Genomic DNA, 13,761 nt, shown 5'->3' with positions numbered 1-13,761 from the left:
CTCCCCACCCGTCCGCCCGGCGTGTGCCCGCGCGCCGGGGGAACGTCAGTAGGCTGCCCGGAGCAAAGGACCACCGTTCCCGGGAGAGCCGCACCATGGGCAAGAAGGCCGCCAAGAAGGCGCCGCAGCGTCAGTCCACCACCGCCGTCGCGGGCGAGGTCCCCGTGGTGGGGGCCCGCGAGAACTGCCCCTGCGGTTCGGGCCGCCGGTACAAGGCCTGTCACGGCCGGGAGGCCTCGCACGCGGTGCAGGAGCTGGTGCACCGCCCGTTCGAGGGCCTGGCGGGCGAGGCCGACTGGGTCGCGCTGCGCGAGCTGGTGCCCGCCGCCACGGTGCCGCTGACGCTGGCCGCCGGGGTGGCCGAGGGCGCCACCGGCGAGGTCCCGTCGGTGACCCTGGCCACCGTGCTGCCGCTGGCCTGGCCGGCCCTGCGCCGCCAGGACGGCTCCATCCTGCTCGGCCTGCAGACCCAGTCCTCCTCCGGCGACCTCAGCCGCGACCTCGCGGACGCCCTGGAGCTGGCGCTGGCCACCGAGCCGGGCAACCCGGTGCCGTCCCGCCGGACCGAGGCGGGCGGGCGCCGGCTCCAGGACCTGCTGGACGTCACCGCCGCGTTCACGCCCGCCGTGCACACCGGCTTCGAGTTCTGGCTGGAGGACGCCGAGACCGCGACCGGCGAGGTCGCCGCCTCCCTGGAGCGCGCCAACGCCTCGGCCATCCCGACCGAGAAGCTGGCGAGCGCCGACGCCGCCTACTGGTGCGGCACCCCCGACAAGAACCACCTGCGCTGGGTGATGACCGTGCCCGAGGAGCGGCTGCTGGACGCGCTGGCCCGGCTCAGCGCCGCCGACCAGTCCTCGCTCGGCCCGGACACCCGCCTGGTCGGCTCGTTCCGCGCGCACGGCCTGACCGTCCCGGTCTGGGACCTCCCGCTCGCCATGACCGCCGCCGACTGCGAGAAGCCGGCCGCCGAGTTCGCCGAGCGGCTGGCCTCGGTGCTCGCCGACGAGACCCCGTTGACCGCCGAGGAGCGGCGTGCCCGCGCGAACCTGGTGAACCGTCAGGTCACCTTGAACTAAAGCGCCCGGGATCCGGGTGATACGCGTCACATTGTCGCCATGGAGCCGCAATTTCCGGGCGGGCAGGGCGTCTTGGAAATTGGCGCGGGCGCGGATCCTTGTTACTGTCTAAAGAGTCCGGCCGCTGGTGCATCCCCCGTCGCCAGCGGCCGGATCTTTTGTTTTCCGCAGGGCCCCGACGAGCGGCCCGGGAACGGACCGGCGGATCAGTACGCCGAGCGACCGCTGTCCAGTCGGACCGTCGCCTCCACCAACTCGCCCAGCAGCGGCCCGACCTGCGGCAGCCACACCCCGCCGTCGGCGTCCGGGCGCGGGGCCAGCACCCAGCGCACCCGGCCGGCCGCTCCGCCGGGCGGCAGCGGCAGGAAGCCGTCCACCCCGTGATAGCGCAACGAGCCCGGCACCCAAGGGAGTTGAGCGAGCATCTCGCCGAGCGCGTCCAGCGAGTACGGGGCCACCAGCAGCGCGTACCGGCCCGGCATCGCCAGCACCGGACCGAGCGGCAGCCGCAGCGCGCCCAGGTAGACCAGCGCCCGGGCGCCGGCCGCCGCAGGCAGGCTGACCGCCGAGACCACCGAACCGGTGGCGGCCAGCACCGGAGCGTCCGGGCTCTGCCGCTCCCACCACCAGCGCACCATCCGGGCGTCCGTGGTGGCGGCCAGCAGCGACGGGTCGTGCGGGTGCGCGCCCGGCACGGCGCAGTCCTGGTCGCCGCAGGAGCACTGACCGCCGCGCAGGACGGCCCCGGGCACCACGGGCCAGCGGTGGTCGACGGCGGCCGTCAGGGCCGCGGCGAGCCGGGCAGGGCGCTGACGTGCGACGTCGTCCTGGACGGGGTGGTGGGGAGTGGCGGGCGGACACGGATCTTTCGGGTTCTCACGCATGGCGCTCGTTCCTTTCCCTGACCGCTCGGTTCGCTCCGGCCCGTCGGCACCGCCGGGACTCGTCACGCGGACCCGCGGTGGCACGGCCCCGGCGGCGCGAAGGGGGGCGGGCGGCATGGCGGGCGGCGCGGCGACGACGTGGATCACGGTGTGGAGCACGACATGAGAAGGGCCGCGCACTGGAACAGCCCCTGGAACGAGAATCCCGTATGCGACCGGATGGACGCCGCCCGGGCGCGCTTGGTTCCACCGTACGAGTGAGAGACTTCCGGCCAGCCCAGGTCCCGGGCGGCGCGGGCATACGATCCGGACGGCCGCCGGGTCCGTCCCCTCCGTTCTGCCCGCTCCCGGTCCCCTCCATTCCTCCCGACCGGACCAGCGCGCGCCCAGGCCGTACGCGCCCCCCGACCGGGTCTCGCGGATGTGGAACAGGCCACCGCGTCGTCCTGGATCTGGACATGCCCCAAATGGCCTGTGTAGAAGTGGTGGCATTGCTGTCGATCAATGACGAGTAGTAGCGAATCGAGGCGAAACGCGCCCTTTGGCCGTCATCGCTCCACACCGGCCGTACCTGGGGGTTCCGCATGGCACGTAGCACGTCAGGAGTGGCGGCATGACCGAGTCCCACCCGTCGTCGTCGACACCCTCCGAGCCGGGCGAGCCCGGCAGCGCCGGCGGGCTGACCGTCCTCGACCCACCGGGCTTCCCCGGCCCCGCCGACGCGCAGGACGGCACGGCGGACGTCCGCACGGCCCCGGCCGCCGGGGTGCAGGACCGTTTGGCCGGACGACTGTCCGATTTCGCCAGCCTGCACCGGCACACCGAACAGCTCGCCCGAGCCCGCGGCCTCGACGCCACCCTGGACACCGTCCTCGCCTCCGGCGCCGCCCTGCTCGGGGCCCGCCGCGGCGTCCTGGTCACCCGGATGCCCGGCGGCCGGCCCGGCCAGCCCGTCGGCCTCGGCCTCGACCGCGCCAGCCTCGGCGCGCTGGAGACCGTCCCGCCCGAGCAGAGCCTGCTCGCCAGGCTGCTGCGCGAACAGGACCGGCCCGAACGGCTGCACTCCCCCGACCTCGCCGAGGACCCGGCCACCGGCGCCCGGCTGCGCGAACTCGCCACCCAGCTCGGCCTCGGCGGCTGCTACGGCCTGCCGCTCGCCACCGAGGAGGACGGCCCGCTCGCCGCCGCCCTCTGGTTCTACGACGAGCCCGCCGAACCCACCGAGCGCCAGCGCGCGCTCGCCCACCGCTACGCCGGGATCGCCGCCCCGCTGCTCGCCAAACAGCTGGAGGCGGACAAGGTCCGGCGCACCACCGAGGCGCTGCGCCGCGGCCTGCTGCCCGACCGGCTCCCCCAGCCCGCCGGCCTGCGACTGGCCGCCCGGATCCTCCCGGCCGGCCTGGACCGCTCCTGCGGCAGCGACTGGTACGACGCCATCCCGCTGCCGGACGGCACCGTCGGCCTCACCGTCGGCTCCGTCTCCGGCGACGGCCCCGGCGCGGGCCCCGGCTCCGCCCCCGGCGCGGCCGCCGCGATGGGCAGGATCCGGGCCGCGCTGCGCGCCTACGCCGTCCTGGAGGGCGAGGACCCGGTGTCCGTCCTCGGCGACCTGGAACTGCTGCTCAAGACCACCGAGCCGGCCCGCACCGCCACCGCCGTCTACGCCTGGGTGGAACCCGAGGAGCGCCGGATCACCCTGGCCGGCGCCGGCCACTGCCCGCCCGTCCTGGTCGGCCGGCACGGCGCCGAGTTCGTGGAGACCTCGCTCTCCGCCCCGCTCGGCATGCTGGCCTGCTGGGAGGCCCCCGGCGTCGAGCTCACCGCCGACCGCGGCGACACCCTGCTGCTCTACACCGAGGGGCTGGCCCGCCGCTGCGGCCCGACCCTGCACGCCGGCCAGGCCAACCTGCGCCGGGCCGCCGCCGACGCCCCGCGCGACGTGCGGATCGACCCGGACCGGCTCTGCGCCCACCTGCTGGCCGTCTGCCCCGACCCCGGGCCCGGACCGGCCACCGACGACCTGCTGCTGCTCGCGGCCCGCTTCGAATAGCCGCCCCGAACAGTCGTCCCGACCCCGAACGGGCGAGCGGCCGGGCGTCCGTACCATGGACGCACGGCCGCCCGCGCGTGTCGCGATCCGACACTCCCCCGAGGGGCGGCGGTACCACCCCAAGGAGGCGTTACACGTGACCGAGGACCGCACGCCCGCAGTGGCCGAGAACCCCGAAGCCGACGGCGGCGACGAGCCGCAGCAGTTCAAGGGCCGCAAGAACGGCCTGTACGGCGAGGTCTCCGACGAGCTGGCCGCCTCGATGAAGACCGGCTGGGCCGACACCGACCTGCACGGCCTCGTCCCGGTCGCCCAGGCCCCGTACGCGGCCGAGCGCCGCGCCCGGCTCTCCGCCGCCTACCCCGGCGAGCGGCTGGTCGTCCCGGCCGGCAACCTGCGGGTGCGTTCCAACGACACCGACTACAGCTTCCGCGCCGCCAGCGAGTACGTGCACCTCACCGGTGACCAGACCGAGGACGCCGTGCTCGTCGCCGAGCCCACCGGCGACGCCGGCCACGAGTTCGCCCTCTACCTGCTGCCCCGCTCCGACCGCGAGAACGGCGAGTTCTGGCTGGACGGCTACGGCGAGCTGTGGGTCGGCCGCCGCAACAGCCTGGGCGAGCAGGAGCAGCTGCTCGGCCTGCCGGCGCGCGACGTGCGCAAGGCCGCCGAGGAACTGGCCGGGCGCACCAAGGACTCCTCGGTGCCCACCCGGATCGTCCGCGGCTACGACGCCGGCCTGGAGGACACCCTGGCCGACGTGCTGGACGCCGACCGGGACGCCGAGTTCAAGGAGTTCCTGAGCGGCCTGCGCCTGGTCAAGGACGAGTGGGAGGTCGGCGAGCTGCGCGCCGCCTGCGACGCCACCGTCAAGGGCTTCACCGACGTGGTCCGCGAGCTCGGCCAGGCCGTCGCCACCTCCGAGCGCTGGATCGAGGGCACCTTCTGGCGCCGCGCCCGGGTCGACGGCAACGACGTCGGCTACGGCACCATCGCCGCCGCCGGCCCGCACGCCACCACCCTGCACTGGGTCCGCAACGACGGCGACGTCCGCCCCGGCGAGCTGCTGCTGCTGGACGCCGGCGTCGAGACCCACACCCTCTACACCGCCGACGTCACCCGCACCCTGCCGATCGACGGCCGCTTCAACGAGCTCCAGCGCAAGATCTACGACGCCGTGTACGACGCCCAGGAGGCCGGCATCGCCGCGGTGAAGCCCGGCGCCCGCTTCCGCGACTTCCACGACGCCTCGCAGCGCGTGCTCGCCGAGCGCCTGCTCGCCTGGGGCCTGCTGGACGCCTCGGCCTACGACGTCGAGAAGGTCCTGGAGCTGGGCCTCCAGCGCCGCTGGACCCTGCACGGCACCGGCCACATGCTCGGCCTCGACGTCCACGACTGCGCCCACTCGCGCCGCGAGGAGCACGCCGACGCGCTGCTGGTGCCCGGCATGGTCCTCACCGTCGAGCCCGGCCTGTACTTCCAGCAGGACGACCTGACCGTGCCGCAGGAGTACCGCGGCATCGGCGTCCGGATCGAGGACGACATCCTGGTCACCGCCGACGGCAACGAGAACCTCTCGGCCGGCCTGCCGCGCCGCGCCGACGAGGTCGAGGCCTGGATGGCCTCGCTGGCCTGAGCCACGCACCGAGGGCCCGGCCTCCCCGTGGTGGGGAGGCCGGGCCCTCGTGTCACTTGGTGACCTTGACGGAGATCTTCTTCTCGCCGAGCACGGTCAGCTTGCTTCCGTTGTACGGAAGCGTCACCTGCGCCGAGACCGGCATGTCCCCCGGGCCGTTCCCGGCGCCCAGGGTCAGCCGGTAGGTGACCTTCCGGCTCTGCCCCGGGGCCAGGGAGAAGAGCGACGCCTGGTCCGCGATCGCGTAGCCCATGTCGCTGCCCGGCCCCATCGGCCCCGGCTTCCAGGTGTCGCCGTCCTGACGCTCCAGCTTGCCGTCGTTGGGCGTCTGCACGACCTGCACCGGCGGCGACCCCGGGTAGGGCTCCGTGACGACCAGCGGCTGCAACTTTCCGTAGGTGTTCTGGCTGGTGTTCCGGAAGGTCACCGAGAAGGTGACGACCGAACTCCCCGCCGTCAGCTGCTGACCGGCCGCCAGGCCGTCGAAGGAGACCGCGATGTCGTTCCGGTTGGCCTCCGTGGGCGGCGCCTGGCGGCCGCTCAGGTCGAGGGTGTTGACGATCGTCATCAGTCCGGGCTGGTAGTCGGCCTTGAGGCCGATCGCCGAGACGGACACGAAGTCCTTCGGCAGGGCCCACATCTGGGCCGTGAAGGCGTCGCCGCCGCAGTTGATCTGCCACTGCGACTTGCGTGCGGCACGGCCTGCCACGGTGGGTGTGCTCTTGGTCGGCCCGGCACTGTCGATCCCTCCGCTCCTGTCGAGCGTGGGGGAGTAGGACCACGCCGGGCACCAGGGCTGCGTGGTCCAACCGCTGTCGGAATCCAGGTCGGCCAGTCTCGGCCAGGTGTACGACTCCTGGTCCAGGACCGTCAGGAGCACGCCGTGCGGCAGGCAGTCACCGGCCGACGCGTCCTGCGGAGCACTCGGGCTCAGGATGCAGAGGCTGTTGGCGGCAGGATCCGGATTGACGGCCCGCCAGCCCGGCGGGATCTTGAACCTGGCGCCCCGGAAGGGGTACGTCGTCCCGGCCGGCGCGGTGGTGGCCGGGGTGGTGGCGGGGGTGGTGGGCGGCGCCGTCGTCCGGGTGCCGGCCGACGTCGGGTCGGAGAGGGGGGCACCGGTCCCCGGGTCGGCGGCGGGGCTGCCGGTGTCCGGCGAGGTGGCCGTGGGGGTCGGGGCGGCGGTCGGCTCGGGAGTCGGGCTCGGCGAGGTCGTCATGGTGGCGGCCGGCGGGGGGACGTCCTTCTTGGCCAGCGGATCGCCGTGGAAGGTGAGCAGGCCGATCGCCAGCGAGGCGGCCAGCGCGAAGACCGGCACGGCCGTCAGGTAGACCGGGCGCAGTCGCCGCACCCGGCCGCGCGGCGGTTGCGCCGGGCGCAGGTCGCGCGCGGTGATCAGCGAGGCGCGGGCGCTCATCGCCTCGCGCAGCAGCCGTTCGGTCGCCGTCTCGGCCGGCCCGTCACCGTCTCGGCCTCCGCTCTCGCGGCCGGGGAGCTTGTCGGTCATCGAACCTTCTCCAGATGCTTTTCCAAGGCGTCCAGGGCCCGGCTGGCGGTGGACTTCACGGCGCCCCGGGACAGCCCCAGGGTCTCGGCGATCTGCGCCTCCGACTGGTCGGACCAGTAGCGCAGCACCAGCACCTCGCGCTGGCGGGAGGTCAGCTCCTGCATGGCCGCGAGCACCCGTCGGTGCTCGTCGTTGAGCACCGCGTGGTCCTCCGCGGAGGCGGCGTCCGGCTCGTGCGGCGGGACGTACTCGCGGGCGGTCTTCCGGCGGCGCAGCATCGACCGGGCGCCGTTGACCACCGCGGTGCGCAGGTAGCCGAGCGCGTTGTCCAGGTCGTCCAGGTGCTCGCCGTACCGCTGGTAGAGCTGGGTGAAGGCCTCCTGGACGACGTCCTCGGCCAGGTCCTGGTGGTCGACCAGGAGGACGGCCATCCGCACCAGGCCCAGCCGGTGGGCGTGGTACAGGTCGGTCAGGGTGGGCCGGTCCTCCGCAGGCTTGCGCCCGCCGCGCAGCAGCCGGAAGCCGGAGCGGCGCTGCGCCGCCTGCTCGTCGCCCGGGCCGGCGGGCACCTCGCCGGACTCCTGCGCGCCGAACAGCACGGCGACCACTCCGCGAACGGAGAAACCGCGCCCCCTCGTCGGCCCGGCGATCGGCCCGATGGCCATGGACATGCGCGTTTCCGCTTTCCCCCGGGACGGTGGCGGCTCTCGCCGGACCGTCAGGACTCCTGATCAAGATCGTGATCGGGGAGATCCTGACAGCCGCGCTCGGCCCGCCTCTCTCCGCCCCCGTACCAATGGACGTGTGACCGGGGTGGAGGTTGCAGGTGGATCCGAGGAAGATTTCCGACCGGCCGGAACGGCTACACTCACCGCCATCCCGCCACCCGTCAGCAGGGGGTCCGCATGACCGAGCAGCACGTCGAGGGCCCGGTCGGCACCGGGCCGGGCCCGGTGCCCGTCGTGATCGGCCCCCGCCCGGAACCGGTGCACCACGTCGCGGTGTACGCCTTCGCGGGCATGGCGCCGTTCGAGCTCGGCGTGGTGGTGGAGGTGTTCGGACTGGCCCGGCCCGAACTGGGCGGCCTGCTGGCAGCGCCCTGGTACGGGCTGAAGGTGTGCGCGGACCGGCCCGGGACGGCGCTGGACGCGGTGGGCGGGTTCGCGCTGACCGCCCGGCACGGGCTGGACGACCTGGCCTCGGCCGACACGGTGGTGGTCCCCGGGGTGCCGAACGCGTTCAGCGGCGCGGTCTCCCCCGGGCTGGTCGCCGCGCTGCGGACGGCGCACGAGCGCGGCGCCCGGATCGTCTCGATCTGCTCGGGCGCCTTCGCGCTGGCCGCCGCCGGACTGCTCGACGGGCGGGAGGCGACCACCCACTGGAGGTACGCCGACCTGCTCCAGCAGCGCCACCCGGACGTGCTGGTCAACCCGGACGTGCTGTACGTCGACAACGGGAACGTGCTCACCAGCGCGGGCAGCGCCGCCGGGATCGACCTCTGCCTGCACCTGGTCCGCCGCGACCACGGCGCCAAGGTGGCCAACAGCGTGGCCCGCCGCTTCGTGGTGGCGCCGCACCGGGACGGCGGGCAGGCCCAGTTCATCGAGGCCGCCGTCCGCCCGGTCGAGGAGGAGGACGACGGGGTCGCCCGCAGCATGCAGTGGGCGATGGGCCACCTCGCGTCCCCGCTGACCATCTCGGTGCTGGCCCGCGCCGCCCGGATGTCGGACCGCTCGTACCTGCGGCACTTCACGGCCCGCAACGGCACCAGCCCGATGCGCTGGGTCGTCACCCAGCGCATCGCGGCCAGCCTGCCGTTGCTGGAGTCGCCGGAGGGGACGGTGGAGGAGATCGCGGCGGCGGTCGGCTTCGAGAGCGCCGCGACCTTCCGCCACCACTTCGGCCGGGTGATGCGCACCTCCCCGACCGCCTACCGGCGCTCCTTCGGGCGCGGGGTCGCGTAGCCCCCTCGGCCACGCGGCCCGCTCTCCGGTCTCCGGTCTCCGCCTGTGGGCTACGCCTTCTCGTGCCGGTCCGCGTTGGCGAGGATGGCGTCGTGCAGCCACTGCGCCAGGCCCGGGGCGAGGTCCTCGTAGGTGGTGGTCCACCGCGGGTCCGAGACGTACAGCCCGGCCAGGCCGCGGTGAATGGTGAACGTGCAGTCGTAGAAGTTCTGGCAGATGTGCTGCCGGTGCGCCTCGGCGAGGTCCGTGGCGACGGTGCCGTCGGCGGGTTCACCGGCGGTGAGCGCCTCGACCAGGCGGGTGTTGAGGGCGGCCATCTCCGCCTGGATCCGCTGCCAGTCGGCCTTGTCGTAGCCGCCGGTGCGGCGCTGCGACTCGGCCCAGGCCGCGGTGTCGCCCCAGCGCTGTTCGGCCTCCTGCTCCCACTCCTCCCGGTAGCCCTCGCCGAAGATCTCGAACTTCTCCTCCGGGCTCAGCTGAATGCCCATTCTTCGTGCCTCCATGGCGTGTTCGACGGCCGTGGCGAGGTCCTGGAGGTGCCTGATCCGGTCGGTCAGCAGCCGGTGCTGCCGACGGAGGTGCTCGCTCGGACTGACCGAGTCGTCGTCCAGGATCGCCGCGATCTCTTCCAGGGGGAACCCGAGTTCGCGGTAGAAGAGGATCTGCTGCAACCGGTCGAGGTCGGCGTCCCGGTAGCGGCGGTAGCCGGTCCGGGTGCGGTCCGCGGGGGACAACAGGCCGATCTCGTCGTAGTGGTGCAGGGTGCGGACGGTCACCTTGGCGATCTTGGCCACGGCTCCGACCGAGTAGCCCTCGCTGCTCATCCGGGTTCTCCCTTCGTGCTGACCACCAGCCTCCGCTCTCACGCCGCGTGAGGGTCAAGCCGTCCTCGGGGGGAGGGCCCCGGCGCTGTGACTGCGCCCGCGCCTGCGCTGGGGACCGTGCCGGTGCCGGTGCCGGTGCCCGTCAGGCTCCGGTGCCGGTCAGGACGCGCTCGCGCCGCCGGGAGGAACGGCGCCGCCCCTCGCCGTCCGCCGGGGTTCGCGGGCGGCGCGTCTGCTGGGTGGGCCAGAACAGCACGTACGCGGCGGAGACCACCACGAAGGCCAGCCGGACGAAGCCGCGGCCCGCGTCGGACGGGATGAACAGCGTCCCGCCGTACAGCGCGGCCAGCGCTATCCAGCTCCACCACGGGACGAGCCGCTTCTGCCCGACCGCGTCCCAGAGCAGGGTGCCGAGCAGGATCGAGGCCGTGTAGTAGGTGTACACGCTCGGGTCGAGCAGGATCCGGGCGTCCGCGCCGAGCAGCACCACGGCCGGCCAGCGGCCGCGCCAGACCGCGATGGTGCCGAGGCCGAGGCCGAGGGCGAACTGGGTCGGGCGGTCCCACCAGGGGGTGGCCGGGTCGGTCACCCCGAACCAGCGCAGTGCGGAGGCCGGCTGGTTGGGGATGGTGAACTTGGCGGCGGCCAGGGTGTCCAGATTGCCCAGGTAGAACGGCAGCCAGGCGACCGCCACCAGCCCGACGAACCAGAGCGCGCTGCGCAGCCAGGCGGGCCTGGGCAGCGCCAGGATCAGCGGGGCGAAGGCGATCGCCCACGGCTTGGAGTCCACCGCCAGCGCCAGGTAGACACCGACCATGGTGGGTTTGCCCCGGGCCAGGGCGTGCACGGCGAGGGTGGTGAAGAACAGCGCCAGGACGTCGTCCAGGTGCGCGAAGCGGACCGAGACCTCGACCCACATCGGGATGAACGCCAGCCCGGCGATCAGCAGGCGCTGCTGGAGCCGGCGGTGGTTGGTGCCGGTGCCCAGGTAGTACAGGGCGGCGGTGCGACCGATCAGGACCAGCATCACCAGGCCGAGCCCGGACATCGCCGCCTCGGCGATCAGCTGGCCGGTGTGGGCCGAGAACGGGGCCGTGAGCCGGGCCACGGCCAGGCTGACCGGGCCGATCTGCAGCTCCGGGTGGTGGGCGTAGAGCGCCAGCCCGCCGTCCGGGTGGTCGCTGAAGAGCAGCTGCTCACCCTGGCGCAGGTAGTGCCAGGAGAAGCCGCCGCTGGGCTCGACCAGGAAGAACCAGAGCACCGTCCAGGCCACCAGCAGAACGTGGTGTCTGCGCAGCGGCAGCCCCGCGATCCGCCCGGTCGCCGACTCGTAGTCGGTGGCCGCCCGTGCCGTGCGTGATCCCCGCACCTGTCCCTCTCCCCGCCGGTTCCGCCCCCCTCCGGCCGGACATCCTATGTGACGGAGGTGTCCCGCCCGCGCCGCCCGGAGGTCCGTCGAACGGACGGCCGGGCGGCGCGGGCGGCTGTCAGGCGGGTGCCGCCTCGGTGCAGCGGCTGGAGCGTGCCTTGCGGCCGCGGTCAGCCCTGCTGGGCCGACTTGCGGCGGCGCAGCACCACGAGGGTGCCGACACCGGCGAGCAGCACGGCGCCGCCGGCCGCGGCGATGGCGGTGGTGTCGTCACCGCCACCGGTCTGGGCCAGGGCCTTGTCGCCGTTGTCGGCGGCGGCCTTGGCCTTGGTGACGGCGGCCGGGGTGAGCGGCGGCGGGGTGAGGGTCGGGACGGCCACCGGGAAGTCGATCGGGCCGGCGGTGTCGCCGTTGCCGTCGGCCGGGGCCGGGGCGGAGGTCGACGCGGAGGCGGAGCCGGACGGCTCGCCCGTGGTCGGGGTGGTCGGCGGGACCGAGGGCGACGGCGTGGTCGGCTCGGCGCTCGGGGTGGCCGAGGTGGAGGGGGTGGCCGAGGTGGACGGGGTGGCCGAGGTGGAGGCGGTCGGCGACGTGCTCGCGGTCGCGGAGTGGGAGGCCGTCGGCGAGGTGGAGGCGGTCGGCGAGTGGGAGGCCGTCGGCGAGGTGCTCGCGGTCGGGCTGGGCTTGCCGGTGTGGGTCGGGCTGATGGTCGGGCTCGGCTTGCCGCCGCCGCCCGCCTTGATCACGAAGCCCGCGCCGCGGACGCCGTCGCAGCTGAGGTGGCCCCCGTCGACCGGCGCGTGGGTCTCGTCGTCGAGCTCGGCGGAGAACACCACCGGGACGACGCCGGCCCGGCCGAGCGGCGCCTCCGAGGTGAAGGAGACCCGGACCTTGATCGAGAAGCTCTTGCCGCGGTTCACGACGAGCAGGTCGTCGTCGGTGGGGTTGCCGTCCTGGCCGAGGGCGCCGAGCAGGGTGAGGACGGACTTGTCCTTGTCCTCGCCGCCGTCTGCGGCGACCGAACCGGTCTGCCACTGGCCGCCGGGCAGCTGGTACTGGACCTTGAGGTCCTTCGCCTTGAGCGAGCCCGCCTTGTTCTTGAACTTGAGCAGCGGGAGGAAGAGGAAGTCGTGCTTCGTCGAGTTGTCGATCTTGAAGGTGAAGTCGCGGGCGTCGCCGCCGGCGATGAAGGTACCGGGCACGCCGTTCACCGAGAGGTCGAGGCTCTGGTGGGAGGCCTTGCCGGCCGCCTGGGCGGCGGCGGACGGGGAACCGGTGGTGCCGACGGCCATGGCGCCCTGGGCGCCGGACAGCACGAGCGAGGACGCGAGCGCGGCGACGCCGGCAAGGGCAAGACTGCGACGTATGGACAAGGGAGACCTCACGGAAGAGTCCGGGCGAGGCCCGGGGCGCGGCGGGGCGGGCGGCCGTGGACGCCTCTGACCCCTCGCGAAGCTTGAAAGTCCGACGGAGATTACCGAAGGATCCGGCCACTCCGGAAGGCGGGTGTCACGCTGGGGACCGCTTACGGGACGGGAGTGCCCGAATCGCCCAATTCCGTCCAGTGGTAAGGCTTTTGCGCTTTGCCGAAAGATGACCGGAGAGTGACGGGTACACGTCCGGGGGACCGTATCGCACCGCCTCGCGTGGCGTGAAGCGATCGGTCGTGTGAACGTCCGGCGAATGCCTGGGTGAATGTCCTGTGAGGGTCGGCGCCAACGCCTTGTGCGCGCCGGCGCGAACGCCCTGCGGATGTCCGCACGAACGTCCGCGTGGACGTCCGTGCGAGCCCCCGCGTGAACGTCCGGGTGAGCGCCCGCCGGAACGGGTGCGCGGGCTCAGTCCGCGAAGAAGGACTTGGCCGCGATCAGCGCCCGCTCGTCGCGCAGCACGTCCCCGGGGCGGGTGCCGTTGCCGAGCAGCGCGCCGCCCCAGCGCATCCCCATGTACTCGGCCGTCAGCCGGAGCGTGCCGATCAGCGGTTCGGCCTTGTCGTCCTCGGTGGCGAGGGCGGTGACGCCCCAGACGGTGCCGCCGCGCATCCGGGCGCGGAAGTCCGCCCCGGGCTGCCGGAGCCAGGACGACCAGTGGTCGAGGTAGAGCTTCGCGCTGGTCGGCAGCGAGTACCAGTACAGCGGTGCGACGAAGACCAAGTCGGTGGCCGCCAACGTGGCGTCCAGCAACGTCCGTTCGTGACCGACCGGCTCGGGGTAGCGGCCGCCCTCGACGTGCCGCAGGTCCTCGAAGGGCGGCAGCGGGTGCTCGCTCAGCCGCAGCCAGCGCTGCTCCGACCCGGCCGGCAGGCTCGCCTCGGCGGCCAGCCGGGCGAGTTGCTCGGAATTGCCGCCGGCGCGCGCACTGGCATCGAGGAACAGGAAGGTGCGCGGCGCCTCGGCGCCCGTCGGCTGGTCCGCCATCGGAACTCCCCCGGTCGGTGGTGCGGATGGA

11 protein-coding genes are annotated in these 13,761 nt (G+C 73.8%); 4 read left to right on the top strand and 7 right to left on the bottom strand.

Annotation, left to right across the window (positions count from 1 at the left end; translation table 11 throughout):
• Nucleotides 1-95: 95 nt before the first annotated feature.
• The gene (locus OG556_RS18210; protein ID WP_371517961.1) at nt 96-1,079 is read left to right on the top strand and encodes a DUF5926 family protein; all 984 of its coding nucleotides are present in this window, start codon (nt 96-98) and stop codon (nt 1,077-1,079) included.
• Nucleotides 1,080-1,285: 206 nt separating this feature from the next.
• On the opposite strand, the gene OG556_RS18205 is transcribed toward OG556_RS18210, so the two are convergent.
• Complete coding sequence (locus OG556_RS18205; RefSeq protein WP_371517960.1) at nt 1,286-1,963, bottom strand: bifunctional DNA primase/polymerase; 678 nt, start codon at nt 1,961-1,963, stop codon at nt 1,286-1,288.
• A 613-nt stretch (nt 1,964-2,576) separates the two neighbouring features.
• On the opposite strand from OG556_RS18205, the gene OG556_RS18200 reads away from it, so the two are divergent.
• Both OG556_RS18200 and OG556_RS18195 read left to right on the top strand, forming a co-directional pair.
• Nucleotides 2,577-4,013: a PP2C family protein-serine/threonine phosphatase gene (locus tag OG556_RS18200; protein WP_371517958.1), complete on the top strand. Its 1,437-nt coding sequence runs from the start codon at nt 2,577-2,579 to the stop codon at nt 4,011-4,013.
• A gap of 136 nt (nt 4,014-4,149) precedes the next feature.
• Nucleotides 4,150-5,649, top strand: a complete 1,500-nt coding sequence (locus OG556_RS18195) for an aminopeptidase P family protein (protein ID WP_371517957.1) — start codon at nt 4,150-4,152, stop codon at nt 5,647-5,649.
• 52 nt (nt 5,650-5,701) lie between these two features.
• Here OG556_RS18195 and OG556_RS18190 read toward each other — a convergent pair whose 3' ends face one another.
• Complete coding sequence (locus OG556_RS18190; protein ID WP_371517956.1) at nt 5,702-7,156, bottom strand: hypothetical protein; 1,455 nt, start codon at nt 7,154-7,156, stop codon at nt 5,702-5,704.
• Entirely contained in the window at nt 7,153-7,827 is a 675-nt protein-coding gene (locus OG556_RS18185; RefSeq protein ID WP_371517955.1) for an RNA polymerase sigma factor, read from the bottom strand. Before OG556_RS18185 ends, OG556_RS18190 begins: the two co-directional genes overlap by 4 nt.
• 234 nt (nt 7,828-8,061) lie before the next feature.
• Between OG556_RS18185 and OG556_RS18180 the strand changes: the two genes are divergently transcribed.
• Nucleotides 8,062-9,120 carry a helix-turn-helix domain-containing protein gene (locus OG556_RS18180; RefSeq protein ID WP_371517954.1) on the top strand — a complete coding sequence of 353 codons (1,059 nt, stop codon included), beginning with the start codon at nt 8,062-8,064 and terminating at the stop codon, nt 9,118-9,120.
• Between the two features lie 50 nt (nt 9,121-9,170).
• On the opposite strand, the gene OG556_RS18175 is transcribed toward OG556_RS18180, so the two are convergent.
• The 4 genes from OG556_RS18175 to OG556_RS18160 form a co-directional block, all read right to left on the bottom strand.
• Nucleotides 9,171-9,944 (bottom strand): MerR family transcriptional regulator, encoded by a 774-nt coding sequence (locus tag OG556_RS18175; RefSeq protein ID WP_371517953.1) that lies wholly within the window; start codon nt 9,942-9,944, stop codon nt 9,171-9,173.
• Between the two features lie 142 nt (nt 9,945-10,086).
• Entirely contained in the window at nt 10,087-11,256 is a 1,170-nt protein-coding gene (locus OG556_RS18170; RefSeq protein ID WP_371522747.1) for a hypothetical protein, read from the bottom strand.
• Between the two features lie 227 nt (nt 11,257-11,483).
• Nucleotides 11,484-12,686 carry an LPXTG cell wall anchor domain-containing protein gene (locus OG556_RS18165; protein ID WP_371517952.1) on the bottom strand — a complete coding sequence of 401 codons (1,203 nt, stop codon included), beginning with the start codon at nt 12,684-12,686 and terminating at the stop codon, nt 11,484-11,486.
• 465 nt (nt 12,687-13,151) lie between these two features.
• Nucleotides 13,152-13,730 (bottom strand): flavodoxin family protein, encoded by a 579-nt coding sequence (locus tag OG556_RS18160; protein WP_371517951.1) that lies wholly within the window; start codon nt 13,728-13,730, stop codon nt 13,152-13,154.
• Between the last annotated feature and the right edge of the window lie 31 nt (nt 13,731-13,761).

The sequence above is a fragment of the Kitasatospora sp. NBC_01300 genome (genome assembly GCF_041435235.1).
In the GTDB taxonomy this organism is placed as follows: Bacteria; Actinomycetota; Actinomycetes; order Streptomycetales; family Streptomycetaceae; genus Kitasatospora.
The sequence above is the reverse complement of the archived record's forward strand: the minus strand, read 5'-3'. Positions and strand labels throughout refer to the sequence as shown.

What these genes read in the sequence shown, in the direction of transcription:
- OG556_RS18210 (WP_371517961.1), top strand. Translation starts at nt 96, where the DNA reads ATGGGCAAGAAGGCCGCCAAGAAGGCGCCGCAGCGTCAGTCCACCACC.
- OG556_RS18205 (WP_371517960.1), bottom strand. Translation starts at nt 1,963, where the DNA reads ATGCGTGAGAACCCGAAAGATCCGTGTCCGCCCGCCACTCCCCACCAC.
- OG556_RS18200 (WP_371517958.1), top strand. Translation starts at nt 2,577, where the DNA reads ATGACCGAGTCCCACCCGTCGTCGTCGACACCCTCCGAGCCGGGCGAG.
- OG556_RS18190 (WP_371517956.1), bottom strand. Translation starts at nt 7,156, where the DNA reads ATGACCGACAAGCTCCCCGGCCGCGAGAGCGGAGGCCGAGACGGTGAC.
- OG556_RS18185 (WP_371517955.1), bottom strand. Translation starts at nt 7,827, where the DNA reads ATGTCCATGGCCATCGGGCCGATCGCCGGGCCGACGAGGGGGCGCGGT.
- OG556_RS18180 (WP_371517954.1), top strand. Translation starts at nt 8,062, where the DNA reads ATGACCGAGCAGCACGTCGAGGGCCCGGTCGGCACCGGGCCGGGCCCG.
- OG556_RS18175 (WP_371517953.1), bottom strand. Translation starts at nt 9,944, where the DNA reads ATGAGCAGCGAGGGCTACTCGGTCGGAGCCGTGGCCAAGATCGCCAAG.
- OG556_RS18160 (WP_371517951.1), bottom strand. Translation starts at nt 13,730, where the DNA reads ATGGCGGACCAGCCGACGGGCGCCGAGGCGCCGCGCACCTTCCTGTTC.